We start from the raw sequence: 21,520 nt of genomic DNA, 5'->3' as shown, positions 1-21,520 counted from the left end.
ATTTTAAAAAGTTACAAAGCTTCTAAAATGGTTTTTAATTTTACCTTGGTTTCTCTAAATTCTTCTAAAGCATCGGAAGAAGGGATAATTCCACACCCTGCATAAGCATAAAGTTTCTTGTCCACAATCAAAGCCGAACGAATCCCGACAATCATTGTGCCATTTCCTTTGCTGTCAATTAAGCCAAGGGGTGCAGCATATAGTCCTCGCTCATGATTTTCATGCTTTCTGAGGAATTCGAGGGCCTCATGACGAGGTTCTCCTCCAAGAGCAGGCGTTGGGTGAAGCTGTTTTGTCCAATCAATAAGTGAAAGCTCAGAATTTTTAGCACTTAAAATTGTCCGAAGATGATAAACATTTTTCAGCTCCATTAATTCGGTTGTTCCAACCGTTACTGTCTCGGCTTTTTCAAGCAGATTTCTTTTTATTTTTTGGACAACAATATCATGCTCTAAAAGATTTTTGGGGTCTGTCAGCAATTTTTGCCCCGCATTTTCCATTGTTTTTGGAAAAGTTCCAGCTAAGGCATAACTAAGGAGTTGGTCATTTTCTTTTTGAACTAAAATTTCGGGCGATGCTCCAAGGAAAATTCTTTTTCCTTTTTGATACGCAAAAATAAAAGCATTTGGATTATTATCTAATAAATTTTGGATGATACTTTCGAGTTCAAAAGAGGTTTGACTTGTAAATTCAAGTTCTCTTGAAGCGACAATTTTTCGACTCTTTCCGTCAGCAAAATTTTTTTGAATGGCATAAAAAAGTTCTTGCCAAGCTGAAAAATCAGAAGCTTTTTCAGTGAGTTGATGCTTAAATTTTGGAATAGTGATTTCAGAAATTTCTCGTGGGCTATCACAAGTGAGGGTGTAAGAATTTTCCTTATTAACAACGAAATAATGTTTAAAAGCAATGGTTTCGCCACCGAAATTTTCCCAAAGTTCTCCTTTAATGTCATCAAAAAAAGTCTGACTATGAAAGAGATAGGGATAGTCAGAAAACTTATCATGTTCAAGGTCAATGGCTTTCAAACGCTCACAGCCAATGACAAAAGTTTCTTTTTGAGGGTCAAACCAAAAGAAACGCTCACTTTCTGAAAAGTTCGCCCAGAAAGCTAAGGGGTTATTTAATTTTAAATTGATTTTTATATAATTCATTTTTTCTACCATAAAAATTATAACATAGCTCAGCATAGTAGAGGAATAATGAGCCCTAAAATTACAAATCTTCATTCATTTTTCATAGACTTTCTGATATAATGCTCATTGTTCGTATCTTCACTGGCCGTTCCAGCGATGTAGTTGCGAAGATTCGCTTCGTCAAAGCGTAGCTGTTGGCGCTTTAGCACTTACAGATAGGCTTGTATTTTTATCAGGTCTTAATGATTAAATTTAGTGTTAAAAACTATGATATAATTAAAATCATGAAAACATTCAAAAAGGAGTGCCATGAATATTTATGTCAAATTAGCTGAGTTTAGCATTATTGAAACAAAGCGATTGCTTTTGCGTCCCTTTGATTTAAAAGATGCTGAGGACATGTTTGACTATTCAGGTAATCCTGAAAATCTAAAATTTGTTTTTGCCCCGCATCTATCACTTTCAGAAACACGTTTTTCAATTGCTAACGATTATATGAAAAGTCCTTTAGGGAAATGGGCAATTGAGTTGAAATCTGAACATCGGCTGATTGGAGATATTCATTTTGTGAAAATTTCTGATAAAAATCAGTCTGCGGAAATTGGTTATGTTTTAAATCAAAATTATTGGAATCAAGGGTTACTGACAGAAGCATTAAAAGTACTGACAGAATTTTCTTTTGAACAATTTGGGCTTAAAAAGTTGATTTTATTGATTGATAAAGAAAATATTCCGTCTAAAAAAGTTGCCCTTAAATCAGGCTATCACTTAGTTAAAAAATTTAAAGGGACAAATCAATACAGCAAAAAAATTAGAGATTTTGAACAATATGAACTTGGAAAAAGTGACGATGAAATTTATCAAAAAAATTCAGAGATTGGGGAAATTTGAAGTTTTATGTCAAAGCACGAAGAAATATTAAATTATATTGAAGGTTTGGAAATTGGTAAACAAGTCAGTGTACGTGGGATTGCCAATCGAATGAAAGTTGCTGACGGAACAGCATATCGCGCAATCAAAGAAGCAGAAATACTAGGTTTGGTAGCCGTAAATGACCGTTCTGGAACCGTTAGGGTGGCAGTTAAAGGACAAAAAGTAGCCAATCGATTAACCTTTGGTAAACTTGCAGAAATAGCTAATGCTGATGTTTTAGGTGGACTTGCTGGATTAGAAGTCGAATTCAGCAAATTTGTCATTTCAGCCATGCAAAGAGAATCCTTCAAGCGCTACCTCTCGCCCAATGGTCTAGTTATCGTTGGTGACCGAAAAGAGATTCAAAATCTAGCCCTCAGAGAGCAGAATGCTGTTTTAGTTACTGGGGGCTTTGACGTGGACCAAGAAGTTGTCAACTATGCTAATCAATTAGGGATTCCACTTTTACGGACATCCTATGATACCTTTACCGTTGCCAATCGTATCAGTCACGCTTTGGCCAATGAACTTATCAAAAAAGATATTATTACGGTCGGAGATGTCTTTCATCAAAAAAGGGCAACCTTACGTGAAGAAGATACGGTCAAAGATTTTTTAGATTTAGTTAAAAAAACGAATGACAGTCGTTTTGCCGTCGTCAACACTTACAATGTTGTTGTGGGTGTAGTTGCCATGCGGGACGTTACAAATAAGAAAAACGATACTCCGCTCAATAAAGTGATGACAAGAGCTGATGTTGCAAGAGCAAGTATGACAGTGGCGAGCGTTTCGCAAAAGATGATTTATGAAGGCTATGATATGATGCCTGTCGTTTACGAAAATTATACTTACGCAGGAATTATTACCAAATCGGACCTTCTCCAAAGCTTACAAAAAGCTCAGGAAGAAAGTCAGGTGGCTCACACTTTCAGTGATAATATTGCTAATTCTTTGGTAGAAAAAGGCTCAGCCTACACCGTGACGGTCGAACCATTTATGATAAATAGCGTGGGAACAATCGCTAATGGTGTTTTTGCAGAACTTATTACGCAAGTTGTTCAACGTGTTTTTGCCAAAAAAAGACGACGGAATATCATCATTGAAGCATTAAATATGCATATGATGGGAGCCGCCGCTATTGACAATGTGCTAGAGATTTATCCAAAGGTGATTGGAGAAACACGTATTGGTGCAATGGTTGATTGTGAAATTTATCATGTCAATAACATCGTAGCTAAAGTTCTAGTCAATGTACAATTAACATAAAAAATAAAAGAGGAAAAAATGAACGAAATTTTAGAAAAAATAAAAGCCTATGAGCTTATTCTCATTCACAGACATAAAAATCCAGATCCAGACGCCATTGGTTCTCAAGCAGGACTTCGAGCAATTTTGAGAGAAAATTTCCCCGAAAAAAGAATTTATGCAGTTGGTTATGACGAACCAACCTTAACCTATTTATCTGAAATGGATTTGGTCGAACTTAGAGAAGATGAAAAATATCTTTCTATTGTTTGTGACACAGCAAATACACCACGAATTGACGATGACCGCTACAAAAATGCTGATTTTCTAATTAAAATTGACCACCATCCAAATGATGATGCTTATGGAGATTTGTTGCTAGTGGAGCCTGAACGTAGCTCAGCATCAGAAATTGTTGCCGATTTTGCCTTTGAAACAGGTCTTAAATTGAATGCAGAAGCCGCCCGCCTCCTTTATGCGGGAATTATTGGAGATACTGGACGTTTCTTGTATCCAGCCACTTCGCCGAATACCTTAAAAGTAGCTTCAAAATTAGCAGAATTTCCATTTGACCGTCCAGCTTTAGGACGAGAAATGTCGTCATTTGATATGAAAGTTGCTCGCTTGCAAGCTTTTGTTTATGAAAATATGGAAGTTTCAGAAAAAGGAGCTGCACGTGTTTTATTAACTCAAGAAATTTTGAAAAAATTTGATTTACGTGACGCAGAAACTTCAAGTATTGTTTCTACACCGGGAAATATTCGAGGAATTGAATCTTGGGCAATATTTGTGGAACAAGCCGATGGACATTTCCGAGTAAGAATGCGTTCAAAAGTAAAGCCAATTAATGAAATTGCTAAAAGACATGATGGCGGAGGCCATGCACTAGCTTCTGGAGCCAATTCCTATTCTTTAGAAGAAAATCAACAAATTTGGCAAGAATTACAAGATAATTTAGAATAAATTTACTGACAGTTTAAAGCGATTGATTAATGAGCTTTAAATCGGCAAATAAAGGAATTGTCAGTCAGCTGACGATTCTGTCAGTAGCGATTGATTAATGAGCTTTAAATCGGCAAATAAAGGAATTGTCAGTCAGCTGACGATTCTGTCAGTAGCGATTGATTAATACGCTTTAAATCGGAAAAAAAGAATCATCAGTCAGCTGATGATTCTTTTTTGTCAGTAATTTTTTTTAATTTTCCAAGAAAGGCCGTAATTCTGATAAATCTTTCAAGCCAGCATTCAATGCAATAATCAATTTAATACGCGCTTTTTGAGAATTGACTTCATCAGCAAACATCACGCCAGCTTCATAAAGTTGCGAACCACCGCCTTGATAGGAATAGACAGGTTCAGCAATTCCGTTAAAACAACGAGAAACAAGAACGACAGGAACCTTAGCATCTAATAATCTTTGAAGCGATTGACTAGCAATAGGTGGGAGATTTCCCGCACCTAATGCTTCAATGACAAGACCATCTAATTGTTCCAAATTGAGTAAATCTAAAATTTCCCCAGTCATCCCAGCAAAAGCTTTGACAATTGGCACCTTTCCATGAACAGTTGCAACATCTAAATGTTGATTTTCACTATCTTTATGGAAATAAATAATTTTATTTTTTGTCAGTAAACCGACAGGACCATGTGTAGGTGTTTGAAAAGTTGAAACATTAGTCGTGTGTGTTTTAGTGACATAACGAGCAGAATGAATCTCGTCATTCATGACAACAAGTACGCCACGGTCACTTGAATTACTGTCAGCAGCGACGCGAATAGCTGTCAGTAAATTATAAATTCCGTCAGTTCCTAATTCATTACTTGAGCGCATGGCACCAGTTAAAACAATTGGTTTACCACGCGAAAGAGTAGTGTCAAGGAAAAAAGCTGTTTCTTCAAGTGTGTCAGTTCCATGTGTAATGACCACTCCATCAAAATCCTCAGCAATAAAAGCTGTTTTGATTCGATTTTTCAAAACCAACATATCTGATAAAGTGACATGTGGACTAGGTAAGTTAAAAATATCCTCTGTCACTAAGTTTACTTCATCAAATTGCATGCTCACAGCATTCATTGGATTGACTGCATTTGGGGAAACATGACCATTTTCATCTTCCGCCATCGAAATTGTTCCACCAGTGTGGAGAATTAAGATTTTTTTCATCATTATTTCCTTATCTATCTATAATAAACAATAATTAAATATTTAATTTTAAAGACTCCGAATAAAAGCCAGCATTAGCATTATATCAAAATTTAGTCCAGAAAAAAATAACTAATAAATGAAATAGAATTAAAATTACTGTATAATTTAGTTAATAAATGAAAGCTTTGCCAAAGCTAGAAAAGATTTGAGAGATGGATATAAAAGCAGTATTTTTTGATTTAGATGGAACCCTGTTTACTTCAACACGAGGAGTAGCAACAAGTACTCGTAAAGCAATACAAGAGCTACGTCAAAAAGATATTTTTGTCGGGATTGCCACCGGGCGAGGCCCAGCTTTTGTCATGCCATTATTAGAAGATTTAGATTTAGACTTTGCTGTAAGTTACAACGGTCAGTATATTTTCACACCAAAAGAAGTGATTTTCCAAAATCCTTTAGAACAAAAATCCTTAAAAAACCTGATAAATTATGCCACTGAAAACCATTCTGACATCTCTTTGGGAACAGCCCACGGGGTAAATGGCTCTGGCCTTTTAAAATTTGGCGAGACACGTTTAGCCAGTTTTTTGTCAGGTGTTTTGCCCTCAGGTACTTCAGGGGTGGCAAGAAACAGTTTTAAACACATTATTCGCAGAGTTTTACCGCAAAATTCAAATTTAGCTGATAATGAAGAAGAAGTAATTTATCAGGCGATGATGGTTGCAACAAGAAACGAAACGGCTCGCCTACAAGAGGCATTTCCAGAATTACTGGTGACACGAAGCAATCCTTATTCTGTTGACTTAATTTCAAAATCAGGAGGAAAATTACCAGGAATTCAAAGATTAGGAGAACACTATGGTTTTACTTTAGACCAAGTCATGTTTTTTGGCGATTCGGAAAATGATTTGACGATGATTTCTGGAGTTGGTTATGGGATTGCGATGGGCAATGCGGTCTCAGTTGTAAAAGAGGTTGCAACTTATATTACAGATACCAATAATCAAGATGGAATCGCCAAAGCATTAGCTTACTATGGCTTAATTCATTATTCTGTTGAAAAAGACTTTGTTTCTAAAGACCAAAACTTCAATAAAGTAAAAGATTTCCACCGATTAATGGATGGAAAAACACAAGAAATTCCTAAAGCCTTTTCGCCAACAGAAGCAAGTTTCCGGGCTGATTTCAAAGTCGAAGAAATTGTCGAATTTCTTTACGCCTCTGCTGACGGTAACCAAGAGAAATTTACAGAACTTGTGAATAATTTACACCAAGCAGTCGATAAGGCAGCAAATAAAGTGACTTTAAAAGAGCATAATGAAGACAGCTTGACTGGCCAAGTAGATGCTATGATTGATCTGCTCTATTTCACTTATGGCTCGCTTGTCCTTTCAGGAATTGACCCTTATGAAATTTTCAATGCTGTTCATCGAGCAAATATGGGGAAAATTTTTCCAGATGGACGTCCACACTTTGATCCGATCACACACAAAGTCTTAAAACCAGAAGATTGGGAAGAAAAATTTGCTCCAGAAGGAAAAATAAAAAAAGAACTAGAACGACAAAAAAGAGTAGCCGCTAAAAAACACGAAAATAAATAAGAAAATAACAATTTTTTACTGATAAGCTTCTTCATAAAATGGTATAATATTAAGAAAGCGTAACAAAAGGCTTTCAAGGAGAATAAGGGATGCTATTTATTATCATTACTTTGATTATCATTGTACTCATCATCTTTTTAACAATCTTATTACTCCCAGGAATGGCATTTTTTAACAGAATGTCAGATCAAAAGTATAATGCGGATGAAAAAGATTTACTGACAGGAATTTTGACAACAGCCATCAGTTCAAAAGAGGCGACTGGCGAAGTTATGACGACCTTTGTCAATGAATCACGTAAAACAATGCCTGCAAAAATTTATCTACCAAATAAGGATAATATCGAGCAAATTGAATCAGGAACGCAAGTTTTGATTATTGAGAGTAAAGCAGGAATTGCTTACGTTATTCCTTATCAACAAACGATTTATTAGCAATAGAGAACCTAAAAAATTGCTCAAATAAATAAAAATTTATTATACAAAGGAGACATTATGCCACTACTTTATATTTTGGCAATTGTGGTGATTGTTATTATCTTAATTCTATTAGGAATTATCGCTGCAAACTACAAAAAATCAGGACCTCAAGCGGCCCTTATCGTTTATGGTTCAGGTCTAGGTTCAAAAGGTGTCAATAAAGACTCACAAGGGAATCGATTAAAAGTGGTTCGTGGTTCTGGTACCTTTGTTTTACCAATCTTCCAAAATGCGAGATACCTCAGCTTACAATCTGCTGCAATCGATATTAAAACGGAAAAAGTTCTCTCGAAAGATAAAATTCCAGTAACGGTTGAAGCCACAGCTATGATTAAAGTAGGTTCTACTTTGCAAGATATTGCGACAGCTGCTGAGCAATTTTTAGGTAAAAGAGATGAACAACGTGACGCAATGGCTGACCAAGTGCTTCGAGGACATCTTCGGGCGATTGTTGGAACAATGACAGTATCTGAACTAATCGAAGACCGTAATAAGTTTTCAGCTGAAGTTCAAGGTCAAGCAGGGACTGATCTCTCAAAAATGGGACTTTCAATCGTTTCATTCGTTATTAATGATATTCGTGATGACCAAAACTACATCAAAGCATTAGGTGCTAAAGAAGTAGCGCGTGTTCAACAAGAAGCAGCGATTGCTGTTGCAAATGCTGACAAGGAAACACGTATTCAAAAAGCAGCAGCTGATCAAGATGCCCAAAAAGCTGAAGCACTTGCCGCAACTCAAGTTGCCAATGCCCAAAAGGAAAAAGCAATCAGCTTAGCTCACTATGAGCAAGAACAATCAATTGCTGCTGCTGAAGCAAAAGCTCAAGCTGACCAAGCCCAAGCCTCTGCTGACCAAGCTTACGCGATTCAAGAAGCAATTTCTAAAAAAGAAACAACTGAAGCTGAAATGCAAGTTGAATTGATTAAAAAGCAAAGAGAAACTGACTTAGAAACTCAAGAAGTTCTCCGTAAAGCACAAGAAAATGAAGCCAATGTCGTAAAAGCTGCTGAAGCTGCCAAGGCTGCACAAATTGCTAAAGCCGAAGCCGATGCGCGTGAACGCGAAGTGAGAGCACAGGCCGAAGCAGCCGCTATTGAAGCTACAGCCAAAGCCACCGCTAAACAACGTGAAGTAACAGCAATGGCCGAAGCTACAGCTATTGAAGCAACTGGTAAAGCTGAAGCCGAAGCGATTCGCCTTAAAGGGCTTGCCGAAGCCGAAGCAATTGATAAAAAAGCCGAAGCAATGCAAAAAATGAATGATGCGGCTAAATTGAACATGGCACTTGAAATTCTTCCAGAAGTTGTTGCTAGTGTATCAAGTAATCTTCAAGCTGTTGATTCTATTAATATTTATGGTGGAGAAGGTTCGTCAAAAATTCTCGGAATGTCACAAGAAAGCCTTAAACAGGGCCTTGATGTCCTAGGAACAATGGGAATTGACGTCCCTGACTTATTAAATAATTTTAGCAGTCGTGGTAATTCCAATGAGACACTTGAAAAAGTCGAAAAAATAGAAGAATAAAAAAACAGCTCTTAGAGCTGTTTTTTTTTTACATATTTTAGTCAAAAAAGGCTGAATAAATCGCTTTTAGAGCTTCTTTTTCGTATTTTTCTTTGACAATAAACATGACGGAAACTTCGCTTGAACCTTGCGAAAGCATAGCGATTGAAATGCCCTGTTTAGAAAGTGCTGCCGTTGCTCTAGCGGTAACCCCAACGTGTTCTTTCATATCTTCACCAACAATGGTGATAATAGAGAAATCACGGTCAATATAGACTTCATCCGGATGGAGCGATTCTGTAAGATTAGAAATAAGGGCTTTTGAAATAGGTTGAGTTAGATAGCGGCTGCGAATAATGATAGACATGTCATCAATACCAGTTGGCATATGCTCAAAACGAACTCCTAAATTTTCCAATACAGAAAGGACTTTTCGGCCGAATCCAACTTCACGGTTCATCAGATATTTACTGACATAAAGAGAAGAGAAGGCACTAGATGAAGCAATTCCAACGACAGGTGAGCCTTTAGTTTCTCTTTGAACAACAATTTTTGTTCCAGGATGATCAGGGTTATTTGTATTCTTGATGACTAAAGGAACATGGGCACGATAGGCAGGAACGAGTGCTTCGTCATGTAAAACAGAAAAACCAGAATAAGCAAGTTCTCGCATTTCACGGTAAGTTAATTCAGAGATATAAGCTGGATTCTTAACGATGCCAGGGTGAGCGGCGAAAATTCCATTAACGTCAGTAAAGTTTTCATAAAGCTCAGCTCGCACACCAGCCGCAATAATTGAGCCGGTAATATCAGAACCACCACGGGAAAAAGTGCAAACCTCACCCTCTTTTGTGATTCCAAAAAATCCAGGGATGATTAACGTTTCTTCAAGTTCATTAAGATATTTAATATGTTCATAAGCTCCACCAAGCAATCGAGCATTTCCAGGGTCAGATGAAACCATAATTCCAGCATCAGATGGATGAACATAGCGACTTGGTAAGCCAGAATGATTGAAAAAATCTGCGACTAATTTGGCATTATTATTTTCACCAGCGGCTAAAAAAGTATCATAAGTAAAAACATTATCTAAATCTAACTGGGCTAAATGGTTGATATCTTCTGCGATTTGATTAATGACTGGACTTTTTAAGCCAAGTTCATCATAGATTTCTCGAAATCTTTCAATAATCCAATTCTGATAATAGTGAATTCCTTTTTCATCAGCTGATTTATAAGCCTTATAATAAGCAATCAAAGCATCGGTAACTTTAGTATCAGCCCCCGAACGTTTGCCTGGTGCAGAAACCACAATAAATTTTCTTTGTTTATCGGCTTGAACAATATCAAAAACTTTTTTGATTTGCGAAGCTGATGCGAGAGACGAACCTCCAAATTTTGCAACTTTCACTAAATATTACCTTCCTTCAAGATTAAATTAAATTATAAATTGATTTATTATAGCTAATTTTCAGATAATTTTCAATAAATAACTCATTTATAGCCTATTTTAGTATTAAAGTAATTAAAAGACTCTTGTTTTTTTTAATCAAATAAAAAAAATACATAATTTAACGAAATAAAAGAAGTGGTGACAGGAAAGAGAGGGGGGGTACAGATTTTGAAAAGCTATCTATATTAATAAGTGATGTTGAAACTTATCACTTTTATAATGAAGTCTATTGAACCATGCTTAGATACTGTGCTATAATGGTTCTATGAAATTTAAAGCAGTGATTTTTGATATGGATGGTGTTCTTGTTGACACCGAACGTTATTATTTACAAAGAAGAGAAGAATTTTTTGGCGGTCATGGAATTTCTATTAGCCACTTGACGCCTAGTGATTTTATTGGTGGAAATATGAAAGATATTTGGCCACGAATTTTGCAAGGGTCTTTTGATGAAGAAAAAGCGAGTGAATTGCAAGAAGACTATGAGCAATTCAAAGAAAATCATCCGATGCCTTATGCAGAACTTTTATTTTCTGATGTGCCTGATATTTTAGAATTTTTGCGTCAAAAAGAAGTAAAAATTGCACTTGCTTCAAGTTCGTCAATGTTTGATATCAAACAAATGTTAGATATACATCAATTGAGTTCTTATTTTGAAGTAGTGGTTTCAGGAAATGACTTTAAACAAACGAAACCAAATCCAGAAATTTATCAATCAACAATGAAGAAATTGGGTGTAACACCTTCTGAAACATTAATTATTGAGGATTCTGAAAAAGGAATTCAAGCTGGAGAAGCAGCTGGTGCGACCGTTTGGGCAATTGAAGACAAACGCTTTGGCATGAATCAAGAGAAGGCTGACTTAAAGGTAGATTCACTGACGGCTATTCAAAAATTACTGACAGAATCATCACTAAAGATGATAAAGGCTTAATAAACATTTTAAAAGAAAAAATCACTGACAAATCGGTGATTCTTTAAGTTTTTTCTGTCCTATGTTAAAATAGAGGAATATAGGAGTAATATTATGAATTTTGTCCGTCGGTTTTCACCGCTTGCTATTATTATCATAATGGTTATTGTTCAAATCATTGAGACCGTTGTCGTTCATGTTTCAGCAACACGTTGGTCAATTTGGATTTATTTGTTGATTTTGAACATAGCGATTACACTCATTTTACTATCACAAACTCAAAACTATCAATTGCGTCGTCAAGATTTTATTCGTAAAATTAATGATGAAGCAGAAAATTCGCTCAATGCTACCTTGGATAATATGCCAATTGGGGTCATTCGTTTTAATAGTGAAACCTTTGAACCTGAGTGGTTTAATCCATTCATTGATATGATTTTTAAGGGAAATGACAAAGTTATCAATCGTGACGATATTAAAAAGATATTGAAAAATGCGAGCGATGACCAGTATATCACCCTTGGTAAGCAAAAATATGTCGCAGAACTTGATTCTGATAAGAATCTTATTTATTTAATTGATGCCACAAAAGAAGTTGCTTTTAAATCAGAATTTAATGACAGTCGTGCGGTTATTGGTGCGATTTCTGTTGACAATTATGATGATGCTACAGATTTAATTACTGACAGCGGTCGAACAGCCATTAATAGTTTTATCGCTTCATTTTTAGAAGAATTTGCTGACAAATACGGAGTTTATCTTCGCCGTATTAATAGCAGTCGCCATTATTTTTTCTGTGATTATCGTATTCTTGAAAAAATGATTAACGATAAATTTTCTGTTCTAAAGGAATTTCGAGAACTTTCATCTCAAAAAGAAATTCCTTTAACTCTTTCAGTTGGTGTAGCTTATGGTTGGAATGATTTTCCAGCCATTGGTAAAGTTGCTCTAAATAATCTTGAATTAGCCCAAGTCCGTGGTGGAGATCAAGTTGTACTGAGAGAAAATACTCCTCAAGCTCGTCCCGTTTATTTCGGCGGTAATTCCGAAAGTAGAACGCAAAAAAGCAGAACAAGAGCACGGGCCATTTCAACAGCACTTCGGACAATTATTGCTGAGGCAGAAGATGTCTTTATTGTAGGACATCGCTTTACAGATATGGATGCGCTTGGAGCAGCCGTCGCTATGAAGGCATTTGCTAATATGTCTGGAAAAGAAGCCTTTGTCGTTTATGATCCTGAACAGTTATTGCCAGATGTTGAGCGTGCAATTAATAAAATGAATGAGTCCTCTGACGGTTTTACGCACATTGTTAAGTTAGAAACTGCTCAAAAACTGAAGAAAAAAGATTCATTACTTATCATGGTTGACCATTCAAAAACAAGTCAAACTTTAAATCTTGAATTCTATAAATCATTTGAGAAATTAGTGGTCATTGACCACCACAGACGTGATGATGATTTCCCAGAACATGCACTTCTTTCATATATTGAATCATCAGCAAGCTCTGCTAGTGAATTAACTGTCGAAATCCTTCAATTCCATGATAACAATCAAAGAAAAATGTCAACCATTGAAGCTAGTATTGTTCTTGCGGGGATTGAATTAGACACCAAAAACTTTACAAAAACAACGACTGAAAGAACATTTGAAGCAGCAGCTTATCTACGCTCTCGTGGAGCTGATAACGATTTAATTAAAATGATTATGGCTACTGACTTTGATAAATATAAGAAGGCCAATGAAATTGTTCTTAATGCAAAAATGGTTTTACCAGGAATTGCTTTAGGAGTTGGACTTAAACATCAAAAATATGATAATATAGCAACAGCAAAAGCTGCTGACACTCTCCTAGATATGGCAGGGATTACTGCTGCATTTGCAATTACGCAACATAATAATGGCTATATTTCTATTTCTGCTCGTTCTCGAAATGGCTTTAATGTCCAAACGATTATGGAGCAAATGGGTGGTGGTGGACATTTTAATAATGCGGCAACCCAAATATATGAAAAATATATCGATGAAGTGCAAGAAGATTTAATTGAAATACTAAAAGAAAGAGAAAACGAAAAATGAAAGTTGTATTCTTAGAAGACGTTAAAGGACAAGGAAAAAAAGGTCAAATTAAAGAAGTACCAACAGGTTATGCTCAAAACTTTTTAATTAAGAAAAATTTGGCAAAAGTTGCTACAGCAGCTGCTCTTTCTGAAGTGAAAGGTCAAGCCAAAGCTAAGGAAAAAGAAGAAGCAGAACTTTTAGCAGAAGCAAAAGCCCTTAAAGAAGTTCTTGAAAAAGAAGACACTGTTGTTGAAATCAAAATGAAAGTTGGACAAACAGGTCACACTTTTGGTGCTGTAGATAAAGCAGATATCGCAAAAGCCCTTAAAAGTCAATTTAATCTCAAGTTAGATAAACGCAAAATTCAATTGATTAACAAAATTCAAGCTTTGGGAACAAAAGATGTACCAGTTAAACTTCACCGTGATGTGACAGCCGTGGTTAAAGTCAAAATTAGCGAGGCCTAAACTAAATGCCCGAAATTGATTTAATAAAAGCCCCGCCTCAAGACCTAGCTGCTGAGCAGGCCGTTCTTGGGGCTGTTTTTTTAGATAGCGAACGCTTAGTCGAAATTAAAGAATTTTTAAGTTCAGATGATTTCTATAAAAATGCTCACAAGATAATTTTTCGGACAATGGAAAAATTATCTGATGCTCGTGAAGCAATTGACGTCTTAACCATTCGTTCACATCTTGAAAATCAAGGGGAGCTGGAGGCAATTGGTGGGATTGCTTATATTGCAGAACTTGCCACCGCAACCCCCACCGCAGCAAATGCGGCCTATTATGCTAAGATTGTTGCTGAAAAATCATTACTCCGTCAACTGATAAATCGTCTAACTGAATCAGTCGAAAAAGCTTATGAACAAGATTCACCAGCAGATGATATTTTAGCTCAAGCAGAAAAAAGTTTAATTGACGTTCAACAAGGACGTAATACAAACGGCTTCAAGAAAATTTCTGATGTCCTAGCGATTCACATGGATGACCTTGAGCAAAAAGCTCAACAAAAGTCCAATATTACAGGTATCGCAACAGGTTATCCTGCTTTAGATAACATGACAACAGGTCTTCATGAAGAAGAATTGATCATTCTTGCGGCTCGTCCAGCGGTTGGTAAAACAGCCTTTGCCTTAAATATTGCTCAAAATATTGGGACAAAGCAAGACCGAACCGTTGCAATTTTCTCTCTTGAAATGGGGGCAGAAAGTCTTGTCAGCCGGATGATTGCTGCCGAAGGTTCAATTGATTCACACAGCTTGCGTACTGGACAATTAAATGACCAAGAATGGAATGATTATTTCATGGCAACAGGGACTTTATCAAGAGCAAGTATTTATATTGATGACACACCAGGGATAAAGATTTCGGAAATTCGGGCGCGTTCAAGAAAATTAGCCCAAGAAACAGGAAATCTTGGTTTGATTGTTATTGACTACTTACAATTGATTTCTGGAACTGGTCGAGAAAATCGTCAACAAGAAGTTTCTGAAATTTCTCGTCAATTAAAAATTTTAGCTAAAGAATTAAAAGTTCCTGTTATTGCCCTTTCACAGCTCTCACGTGGAGTGGAACAACGTCAAGATAAACGACCAGTTTTGTCTGATATCCGTGAATCTGGGTCAATCGAGCAAGATGCCGATATTGTCGCATTTCTTTATCGAGATGACTATTATGAACGTGGAACTGGTGAAGATGAAGACGGTGAAGAGATTCTGGAAGATAATAAAGTTGAAGTTATTATTGAAAAAAACCGTTCAGGAAGCCGTGGAACAGTCGAATTACTCTTTATTAAAGAGCATAATAAATTCGCAAGTATTGATAACCGATATGGCGACTAGATTTTTTTGACTAATTCGTGTTATAATATGAGTAATTGTCTAATTCTCTTTATTAATAAAAATGAACGATAAAGAATACATTATAAAATTTGATTCTTTTAATCAAAAAAGAGAGATATAATCAAGGATAAAATTAGATTTATAAGGTAAGCGTTCGGAGAAATCCGACTTTTACGTCTTATTTGGAGGAAAAAATGGATAACCAAAATCAAGAAATAGGAAAAATCGTTGACATTCGTGAAAAAGTTCAAGCACACTTGGGTGAAACGATTGAAATTACTTCACAATTTGGTCGTAAACGCGAAAATCGTCATAAAGTGAACTTGATTGAAGCCTATGCAACACATTTCATTATTGAAAACATTCCGGCTCGTGGTCCCAAAACAACTGAGTCATATCAATATGCTGACATTTTGACTCAAACTATTTTAATTCACTATCCAAACGCATAAGTTTGAGGAATAAAGTAAATGGTTCAAATAATGATTAATAGATTTTTAAAGGAAAGGAGGAGATAAGGATGATGAAAGCCGATTGGGATATGACGCCTGTTAAAGGTGGCTCTGGCAATGCATTTTTTGGGAAAAGTGATCAGGAACGCGTTTTTATTAAAAAAAACGGCAGTCCTTTTTTGCCGAGTATTTATCTTGAGGGAATCACGCCAAAAGTCTTATGGACAAAACGTACGGCTGAAGGCGATACCTTATCTGCTCAACCTTGGATTGACGGTCATACACTAAGTCCTGAGGATATGGAAGACCGCCAAATTAATCATATTTTAGCACATTTGCATGACTCAAAAAAATTGGTTGAATCTTATAAGAAGTTGGGAAGTCAAATTATTCTTCCTGAACAATTATTAGAGGATTGTGTCCAAAATACTGAGGCTTTACGAACAAATCATTTTTTGTCAGGAATCATTGAAGAAATGCGTCAACAGGTTCCTGAAATCAAAAATGAAGAGGTCGTAGTCGTTCATGGCGATGTCAATCATAAAAATTGGTTAGTGGATGATAATTCAGGAAAAATTTATTTAGTAGATTGGGATACTGTCTTTTTATCAGATTCAATGGTTGATATGGCACATGTTTTATCACATTATATTAAACCAAATAACTGGTCTTTGTGGTTGATGACATCTGGTGTTAGACCTCGTTCAGATATTATGGATAAAGTGGCTTGGTATGGAAAACTTTCTTTTCTTCGCCAAATCTCTGAATATCTTTCTAGAGGAAAAATGAAAGAAGTAAATCAAGAAATCTTGGGACTTCGTAAATTTTGTGAATTATTTTAGTAAAAATAGGCTAGGGTTTGGACCTTCCTATTTTTTGGCTTATAATTGAATAATAAAAATAAAGAAACAGAAGATCACTTTTGCTGATTTTCTATCAAAAATTAAAAAATTGAGGTAAAAATGCGCGTCAGAAATCGTAAAGGGGCAGGCGAAATGCTTGCTGAAAACGCACATATCGTAGTTGAAAATCCAGCGGACTTTAAAGGACGTTGGTCAGAACGTTTTGGAAATGATCATCCGATTCATATTGAAGTTGGTTGTGGGAAAGGAGCTTTCATCACAGGAATGGCAGCTCTTCATCCAGAAATAAATTACATTGCAATTGATATGCAATTATCAGTTTTATCTTATGCTTTAGATAAAGCAATTGAAGCAGATTTGCCAAACGTACAAATGATGCTTGTTGATGGAGCTGCTTTGAGTGAATATTTTGCTGATGGTGAAATTGACCAAGTCTATTTGAACTTTTCTGACCCTTGGCCAAAAGGACGTCATGAAAAACGTCGTTTGACTTATAAATCTTTTCTTGCAACTTATGAAAAGATTTTACGTCCTGAAGGTGAAATTCATTTCAAAACTGATAATCGCGGATTGTTTGAATATTCTTTAGTTTCTTTAGCTAACTATGGCATGGAACTTAAAAAAGTTTGGTTAGATTTACACCAAGACGAAGAATTTGCACCTCAAAATGTAATGACCGAGTATGAGCAAAAATTCTCACAAAAAGGTCAAGTAATTTATCGATTAGAAGCAAAATTTTTGCCTAAGAAGTAAATAAGTTGCTTTCTGTCATTAAAACTAATGAAAAAAATTACTGACAGAATAAGAAAGTCTAACCCAATTTTCTGTCAGTAAAATTAATAAGAATTTATTATCTATTAAGGAGAATAAAATGAGATGTCCAAAGTGTTCTTCTGAAGAATCAAAAGTTGTTGATTCAAGACAAGCCGAAGATGCTATTCGCCGTCGTCGTGTTTGTGAATCATGTGGTTTTCGCTTCACAACCTTTGAACGTATCGAAGAAATGCCCCTTTTAGTCATCAAAAAAGATGACAAACGTGAACCCTTTAATCGTGAAAAAATTGTTCGTGGTTTAGTTCGTTCAGCATACAAACGCCCAGTATCAAGTGAAGATATTGAAACAACAGTTGCAAATGTTGAAAGAAAAATTCGTCAACTAGACAGTAATGAAGTTGAATCAGATGTCATTGGTGAATTTGTGATGCAAGAACTAGCTGAATTGGATGATATCACCTATATCAGATTTGCCAGCGTCTATCGTTCATTCAAAGATGTCAGTGAATTAGAAGAGCTCCTTAAAAATATTACCAAAAAATAAATCCGTCAGTAAAATGCGACTGAATAGGGAGCATTTTATCGGCAGATAAAAGAAAGATCAGCTCGCTGAACTTTCTGTCATTAAAAGTGACTGAATAGGGAGCATTTTATCGGCAAATAAAAGAAAGATCAGCTTGCTGAACTTTCTGTCAGTAAAAAGTGAGGAAAAAAATGAGAGCAGGAGATTCATTTACAATGCTTAATCGAGGAAAGACCAGCTTTGACGCTGAGGCTTTTCGTCTGCTCTATTTACCAATCATTGGCACGGATGCCTTTGCGCTTTATCAGTTAATGCTAAGTTTTTCTACTGGAAGAATTTCTCACTTTTTGGAATATTTAAATCTCGGTCTTAATCCTTTTATTGAAGCATTAGATAAATTATCTGGCTTATCATTAGTTCGCGTTTATGATGATCATACCAGTCTTTACTTTGAAGTAAAAAGTCCGCTAAATTTTGAAAATTTTCTTGCAGATGATTTTTATAGACAACTTTTGATTTCAAGAATTGGTGAAAATCGAGTAGCTGCTTTAGCTAAAAGAATGGAACCAAAAGGAAAAGAAGTTTCCAAGAAATTTCATGAAGTTTATAAAGTTAGTTTTGACTCGCAAGCTCAACAAAACCACTCAAATACAAATGAGCGTTTTGATATGGGGGCCTTTAAAAGTATTATGGAACGTCAAGGCTATCATTTAAACAATGAAAATCAAGACTCCTTAACACTCTATTCACTAGCAGAAAAATTTGAACTCAATTGGTACGAATTATTCAAGCAAGCAGAAAAAACAGCTAATGCTGATAAAACTTTGAACATGAATAATTTGATGAGAAGTCTTTCAGGAGCTAGCCAACCGCAACCAGCACTTTCAGCTTTTCCTAAAGCTTTTGCCGATTTGATTGTCATCAGTAAATCTCATGAACCAGATGATTTCATCCGACAGATAAAAGCGCAAGCTGGAGGCTTTGTCAGTTCGGAAGAACATAAGCTTTTAACTAATTTAAGTCGCCAAAATTTGCCAGCAGAAGTCCAAAATATTTTGATTCACTATGTTTTAGTACAGCAAAAAAATGCGTCGTTAAATCCAAATTTTGTAAATGCATTAGCCAACGACTGGATGAGAAATGAAGTATTTACAGCTGAAACAGCGGTAAAACGAATTTTGGAACGAGAAGAATTAGCTGCTGCTAAAGCAAAAACTGGAGCTGAAAAAAGACCAATGAAAATCAAAAAAGAAGCACCAAAATGGTCAAATCCAGATTATGAAAATAAGACAAGCCAAGAAGAACTTGCAAAACTTGAGAAAATAAGGCTTGACTCTCTCAAAAAACTGAAAGGAGAGCAAAATTAATGGAATCTATCGGAGACATCTTAGGAAAACGTCAAGACATCCGTGAAAATTTTGAAAAATTAGTCGCAGAAGTATTAAAAAATGCTGATGTGCAAGCTTTTATTGCCCAACATCAAATGACTTCTGACGAAATTCAACGCTCTTACTCCAAGTTTTATGAATACGTTCGTGAGCATGAAAAATTTGAAAAAGGTGAAAAACGGGCAGCTGACGGTTATGAACCTGTTTTAATCATGAATCACGGCTATGCTGATGTTTCATATCAAACGACAAATGAATTGGCGCAGCAACAAGCAGCTCAAAACCTTTTGCGACGTGTGAATATTATTGGACTTCCAAAAGATTTAAAACAAGTCACTTTGGCAGATATTGCCCTTGATGATGTTCAAAGAATCAAACCATACCAAGCCCTAGTTGATTTTATTACTAATTTTCCCAAGAAAAAAGGACTTTATCTTTATGGAGATTTTGGTGTTGGGAAATCTTTCATGCTTGCGGCAATGGCAAACGAATTAGCCAAAAAAGGAATTTCAACAACTTTACTTCATTATCCCACTTTCATTTCTGATTTAGATTTTGACAATGCCAAAGTCTGGGTCAATGAAATAAAAGCCAGCCAAGTTTTAGTTTTGGATGATATTGGGGCAGAGCAAAACAACGCTTGGGTTCGTGACAGTATTTTACAAGTCATTTTACAACATCGCATGCAAGAAAATCTCCCGACTTTCTTCACTTCAAATTTAAGAATGGAAGAATTAGAACAGCATTTAGCCGAAACCAAGCGAGCTGATGAAATTTGGCCAGCAAAACGTGTTATGGAACGCGTGAAATATTTGGCAGAAGAAATGCGATTAGAGGGGACGAATAGACGTCATGACTGAAACAAATGAAACGATTGATTTAATGATGAATCACACTTCGGTCAGAAATTTTACAGAAGAAGCAATTGAGCCTAAAGATTTGGAAAAAATCTTAAAAGCTGCTCAAATGGCATCAACATGGAAAAATTTCCAATCATATTCTGTGATTGTTGTAGAATCACAAGCTCAAAAAGATGCGATTTATGAATTTCAACCACAAAAATCAATCAAAAATTGTGCAGCATATTTAGTTTTTGTTGGCGATTTAAATCGTGCTCAAAAGGCAGTCGAATTGCATCAAGGCAATTTCCAACCGCAAGGAATTGAAAGCTTATTGATTACATCAGTTGATGCCGCAACAGCTGGACAAAATGCGCTTCTTGCAGCGGAATCTTTAGGCTACAACGGGGTGATGGTTGGCTTAATTCGAGACCAATCCTCAGAAATTTCTAAAGTCTTGAACTTGCCAGATTATACTTATCCTATTTTTGGCATTGCACTCGGTAAAGCCGCACGTTTGAACAAAGTAAAACCACGTCTTCCTTTGGAAGCAACAGCTTTTAAAGAAAAATATGTTGAGCAAACGTCTGAAACCATTGAAAAATATGACCAAGTTCAAGAAGAATATGCTGGAAATAGACGCTTAAACAAATGGTCTGAACGGATTGTTGACCAGTGGGGCCAACCAGAAATTTCAGCTTCAACAGAAAATTTAAAGGCGAAAAAATTACTGTGAAATTAAAGAAAATCTTAGAACCAAAACTTCCAGCCACCTATCAAGTAGCCACAAGTCAAGATTTTATTGATGGAGAAATCTATCAAGCAGAATTTATAGATGAAACTTTGACAATCAATCAAAGAACTATTTTTTCAGGATGTTCTTTCAAAAACACAACCTTTGAATTTACTGACAATACGATCAGTGAATTTACAGATTGCCTTTTTGAAAAATGTGATTTTTCCAATTTAAACTTCAATAAAATTGGCATTTATCGCTCAATCTTTAAATCCTGCAAATTGCTAGGAACTGATTTTACTGAAAGTCACTTACAAGACCTTCAGTTTACAGAAAATCTAATGACTTATGCAAATTTTTCAGGTTCTACCTTAAAGTCAGTCCGCTTTTTAGAAAATGAAGCTAAAGAAACCTTCTTTACTGCCTGTAATTTTAAGAATGTGGAGCTTTTAAAAAATCAATTAGAAGCAGCAAATTTTTGGGAAACAGCACTTGCAGGAATTGATTTTTCTACGAATCAATTTGAACGCATGGAAGTTACACCTCAACTCGCTAAAAATATGAAGATAAGTCTTAGTCAAGCCCCATTTTTTACTAGCCTGTTTGGCATTGAAATTATCTAAAATGAACCTCGAAACCCAAGTCTAAAATTATAT

The 21,520-nt window shown here is 35.8% G+C and carries 21 protein-coding genes; 18 read left to right on the top strand and 3 right to left on the bottom strand.

The genetic code is table 11. The annotated features are described in order from the left end of the window. Window positions 1-11: 11 nt before the first annotated feature. Window positions 12-1,151 (bottom strand): isochorismate synthase, encoded by a 1,140-nt coding sequence (locus LDP15_RS05855; RefSeq protein ID WP_042230179.1) that lies wholly within the window; start codon window positions 1,149-1,151, stop codon window positions 12-14. Window positions 1,152-1,442: 291 nt separating this feature from the next. On the opposite strand from LDP15_RS05855, the gene LDP15_RS05850 reads away from it, so the two are divergent. Genes LDP15_RS05850 through LDP15_RS05840 form a run of 3 tightly spaced genes read left to right on the top strand, consistent with a single transcriptional unit; the run spans window position 1,443 to window position 4,253 of the window. After that, entirely contained in the window at window positions 1,443-2,024 is a 582-nt protein-coding gene (locus LDP15_RS05850; protein ID WP_015426065.1) for a GNAT family N-acetyltransferase, read from the top strand. 6 nt (window positions 2,025-2,030) lie between these two features. Then, a complete protein-coding gene (locus LDP15_RS05845; RefSeq protein WP_015426066.1) occupies window positions 2,031-3,311 on the top strand; it encodes a DRTGG domain-containing protein in 1,281 nt (426 codons plus the stop codon). 18 nt (window positions 3,312-3,329) lie between these two features. Continuing rightward, entirely contained in the window at window positions 3,330-4,253 is a 924-nt protein-coding gene (locus LDP15_RS05840; RefSeq protein ID WP_015426067.1) for a bifunctional oligoribonuclease/PAP phosphatase NrnA, read from the top strand. Window positions 4,254-4,485: 232 nt separating this feature from the next. Here the strand turns inward: LDP15_RS05840 and LDP15_RS05835 are convergent, their stop codons facing one another. Continuing rightward, the gene (locus tag LDP15_RS05835; RefSeq protein ID WP_026138879.1) at window positions 4,486-5,454 is read right to left on the bottom strand and encodes an asparaginase; all 969 of its coding nucleotides are present in this window, start codon (window positions 5,452-5,454) and stop codon (window positions 4,486-4,488) included. Window positions 5,455-5,648: 194 nt separating this feature from the next. On the opposite strand from LDP15_RS05835, the gene LDP15_RS05830 reads away from it, so the two are divergent. The 3 genes from LDP15_RS05830 to LDP15_RS05820 all read left to right on the top strand — a co-directional run bounded on the left by LDP15_RS05830 (window position 5,649) and on the right by LDP15_RS05820 (window position 9,043). After that, window positions 5,649-7,037: a Cof-type HAD-IIB family hydrolase gene (locus LDP15_RS05830; RefSeq protein WP_225513330.1), complete on the top strand. Its 1,389-nt coding sequence runs from the start codon at window positions 5,649-5,651 to the stop codon at window positions 7,035-7,037. Window positions 7,038-7,126: 89 nt separating this feature from the next. Next, entirely contained in the window at window positions 7,127-7,471 is a 345-nt protein-coding gene (locus tag LDP15_RS05825; protein ID WP_015426069.1) for a hypothetical protein, read from the top strand. A gap of 60 nt (window positions 7,472-7,531) precedes the next feature. Continuing rightward, entirely contained in the window at window positions 7,532-9,043 is a 1,512-nt protein-coding gene (locus tag LDP15_RS05820) for a flotillin family protein (RefSeq protein WP_010905537.1), read from the top strand. A 37-nt stretch (window positions 9,044-9,080) separates the two neighbouring features. On the opposite strand, the gene LDP15_RS05815 is transcribed toward LDP15_RS05820, so the two are convergent. Continuing rightward, window positions 9,081-10,433 carry an aspartate kinase gene (locus LDP15_RS05815; protein WP_015426070.1) on the bottom strand — a complete coding sequence of 451 codons (1,353 nt, stop codon included), beginning with the start codon at window positions 10,431-10,433 and terminating at the stop codon, window positions 9,081-9,083. 307 nt (window positions 10,434-10,740) lie between these two features. Here LDP15_RS05815 and LDP15_RS05810 point away from each other — a divergent pair, with 307 nt between their 5' ends. The 12 genes from LDP15_RS05810 to LDP15_RS05755 all read left to right on the top strand — a co-directional run bounded on the left by LDP15_RS05810 (window position 10,741) and on the right by LDP15_RS05755 (window position 21,487). Further along, a complete protein-coding gene (locus LDP15_RS05810) occupies window positions 10,741-11,409 on the top strand; it encodes an HAD family phosphatase (protein WP_015426071.1) in 669 nt (222 codons plus the stop codon). Window positions 11,410-11,502: 93 nt separating this feature from the next. Then, entirely contained in the window at window positions 11,503-13,467 is a 1,965-nt protein-coding gene (locus LDP15_RS05805; protein ID WP_015426072.1) for a DHH family phosphoesterase, read from the top strand. After that, entirely contained in the window at window positions 13,464-13,916 is a 453-nt protein-coding gene (gene rplI / locus LDP15_RS05800) for a 50S ribosomal protein L9 (RefSeq protein WP_003132464.1), read from the top strand. Before LDP15_RS05805 ends, rplI begins: the two co-directional genes overlap by 4 nt. Window positions 13,917-13,921: 5 nt before the next feature. After that, complete coding sequence (dnaB, locus tag LDP15_RS05795; RefSeq protein WP_003132465.1) at window positions 13,922-15,289, top strand: replicative DNA helicase; 1,368 nt, start codon at window positions 13,922-13,924, stop codon at window positions 15,287-15,289. A 194-nt stretch (window positions 15,290-15,483) separates the two neighbouring features. Beyond that, complete coding sequence (locus LDP15_RS05790) at window positions 15,484-15,741, top strand: Veg family protein (RefSeq protein WP_010905542.1); 258 nt, start codon at window positions 15,484-15,486, stop codon at window positions 15,739-15,741. A gap of 68 nt (window positions 15,742-15,809) precedes the next feature. Further along, on the top strand, window positions 15,810-16,583 hold the full coding sequence (locus LDP15_RS05785) for a phosphotransferase family protein (RefSeq protein WP_003132467.1): 774 nt from the start codon (window positions 15,810-15,812) through the stop codon (window positions 16,581-16,583). A gap of 120 nt (window positions 16,584-16,703) precedes the next feature. Then, entirely contained in the window at window positions 16,704-17,357 is a 654-nt protein-coding gene (gene trmB / locus LDP15_RS05780) for a tRNA (guanosine(46)-N7)-methyltransferase TrmB (protein WP_003132468.1), read from the top strand. A 118-nt stretch (window positions 17,358-17,475) separates the two neighbouring features. Continuing rightward, the gene (gene nrdR, locus LDP15_RS05775) at window positions 17,476-17,922 is read left to right on the top strand and encodes a transcriptional regulator NrdR (RefSeq protein ID WP_003132469.1); all 447 of its coding nucleotides are present in this window, start codon (window positions 17,476-17,478) and stop codon (window positions 17,920-17,922) included. 170 nt (window positions 17,923-18,092) lie between these two features. Then, window positions 18,093-19,268: a replication initiation and membrane attachment family protein gene (locus LDP15_RS05770; RefSeq protein ID WP_042230184.1), complete on the top strand. Its 1,176-nt coding sequence runs from the start codon at window positions 18,093-18,095 to the stop codon at window positions 19,266-19,268. Continuing rightward, entirely contained in the window at window positions 19,268-20,149 is an 882-nt protein-coding gene (gene dnaI / locus LDP15_RS05765) for a primosomal protein DnaI (protein ID WP_015426075.1), read from the top strand. Before LDP15_RS05770 ends, dnaI begins: the two co-directional genes overlap by 1 nt. Beyond that, window positions 20,142-20,864, top strand: a complete 723-nt coding sequence (locus LDP15_RS05760) for an NADPH-dependent oxidoreductase (protein WP_003132474.1) — start codon at window positions 20,142-20,144, stop codon at window positions 20,862-20,864. Before dnaI ends, LDP15_RS05760 begins: the two co-directional genes overlap by 8 nt. After that, complete coding sequence (locus LDP15_RS05755) at window positions 20,861-21,487, top strand: pentapeptide repeat-containing protein (protein ID WP_012897442.1); 627 nt, start codon at window positions 20,861-20,863, stop codon at window positions 21,485-21,487. Before LDP15_RS05760 ends, LDP15_RS05755 begins: the two co-directional genes overlap by 4 nt. Window positions 21,488-21,520: the final 33 nt, after the last annotated feature.

Origin of the sequence: Lactococcus sp. SK2-659 (assembly GCF_020218185.2) — a bacterium.
GTDB classification, from domain to species: domain Bacteria; phylum Bacillota; class Bacilli; order Lactobacillales; family Streptococcaceae; genus Lactococcus; species Lactococcus lactis.
The sequence above is the reverse complement of the archived record's forward strand: the minus strand, read 5'-3'. Positions and strand labels throughout refer to the sequence as shown.

What these genes read in the sequence shown, in the direction of transcription:
- dnaI (WP_015426075.1), top strand. Translation starts at nt 19,268, where the DNA reads ATGGAATCTATCGGAGACATCTTAGGAAAACGTCAAGACATCCGTGAA.
- LDP15_RS05805 (WP_015426072.1), top strand. Translation starts at nt 11,503, where the DNA reads ATGAATTTTGTCCGTCGGTTTTCACCGCTTGCTATTATTATCATAATG.
- LDP15_RS05830 (WP_225513330.1), top strand. Translation starts at nt 5,649, where the DNA reads ATGGATATAAAAGCAGTATTTTTTGATTTAGATGGAACCCTGTTTACT.
- dnaB (WP_003132465.1), top strand. Translation starts at nt 13,922, where the DNA reads ATGCCCGAAATTGATTTAATAAAAGCCCCGCCTCAAGACCTAGCTGCT.
- trmB (WP_003132468.1), top strand. Translation starts at nt 16,704, where the DNA reads ATGCGCGTCAGAAATCGTAAAGGGGCAGGCGAAATGCTTGCTGAAAAC.
- LDP15_RS05770 (WP_042230184.1), top strand. Translation starts at nt 18,093, where the DNA reads ATGAGAGCAGGAGATTCATTTACAATGCTTAATCGAGGAAAGACCAGC.
- LDP15_RS05810 (WP_015426071.1), top strand. Translation starts at nt 10,741, where the DNA reads ATGAAATTTAAAGCAGTGATTTTTGATATGGATGGTGTTCTTGTTGAC.
- LDP15_RS05820 (WP_010905537.1), top strand. Translation starts at nt 7,532, where the DNA reads ATGCCACTACTTTATATTTTGGCAATTGTGGTGATTGTTATTATCTTA.
- LDP15_RS05760 (WP_003132474.1), top strand. Translation starts at nt 20,142, where the DNA reads ATGACTGAAACAAATGAAACGATTGATTTAATGATGAATCACACTTCG.
- LDP15_RS05825 (WP_015426069.1), top strand. Translation starts at nt 7,127, where the DNA reads ATGCTATTTATTATCATTACTTTGATTATCATTGTACTCATCATCTTT.
- LDP15_RS05850 (WP_015426065.1), top strand. Translation starts at nt 1,443, where the DNA reads ATGAATATTTATGTCAAATTAGCTGAGTTTAGCATTATTGAAACAAAG.
- LDP15_RS05835 (WP_026138879.1), bottom strand. Translation starts at nt 5,454, where the DNA reads ATGAAAAAAATCTTAATTCTCCACACTGGTGGAACAATTTCGATGGCG.
- LDP15_RS05845 (WP_015426066.1), top strand. Translation starts at nt 2,031, where the DNA reads ATGTCAAAGCACGAAGAAATATTAAATTATATTGAAGGTTTGGAAATT.
- rplI (WP_003132464.1), top strand. Translation starts at nt 13,464, where the DNA reads ATGAAAGTTGTATTCTTAGAAGACGTTAAAGGACAAGGAAAAAAAGGT.
- LDP15_RS05840 (WP_015426067.1), top strand. Translation starts at nt 3,330, where the DNA reads ATGAACGAAATTTTAGAAAAAATAAAAGCCTATGAGCTTATTCTCATT.
- LDP15_RS05785 (WP_003132467.1), top strand. Translation starts at nt 15,810, where the DNA reads ATGATGAAAGCCGATTGGGATATGACGCCTGTTAAAGGTGGCTCTGGC.
- nrdR (WP_003132469.1), top strand. Translation starts at nt 17,476, where the DNA reads ATGAGATGTCCAAAGTGTTCTTCTGAAGAATCAAAAGTTGTTGATTCA.
- LDP15_RS05790 (WP_010905542.1), top strand. Translation starts at nt 15,484, where the DNA reads ATGGATAACCAAAATCAAGAAATAGGAAAAATCGTTGACATTCGTGAA.
- LDP15_RS05855 (WP_042230179.1), bottom strand. Translation starts at nt 1,151, where the DNA reads ATGAATTATATAAAAATCAATTTAAAATTAAATAACCCCTTAGCTTTC.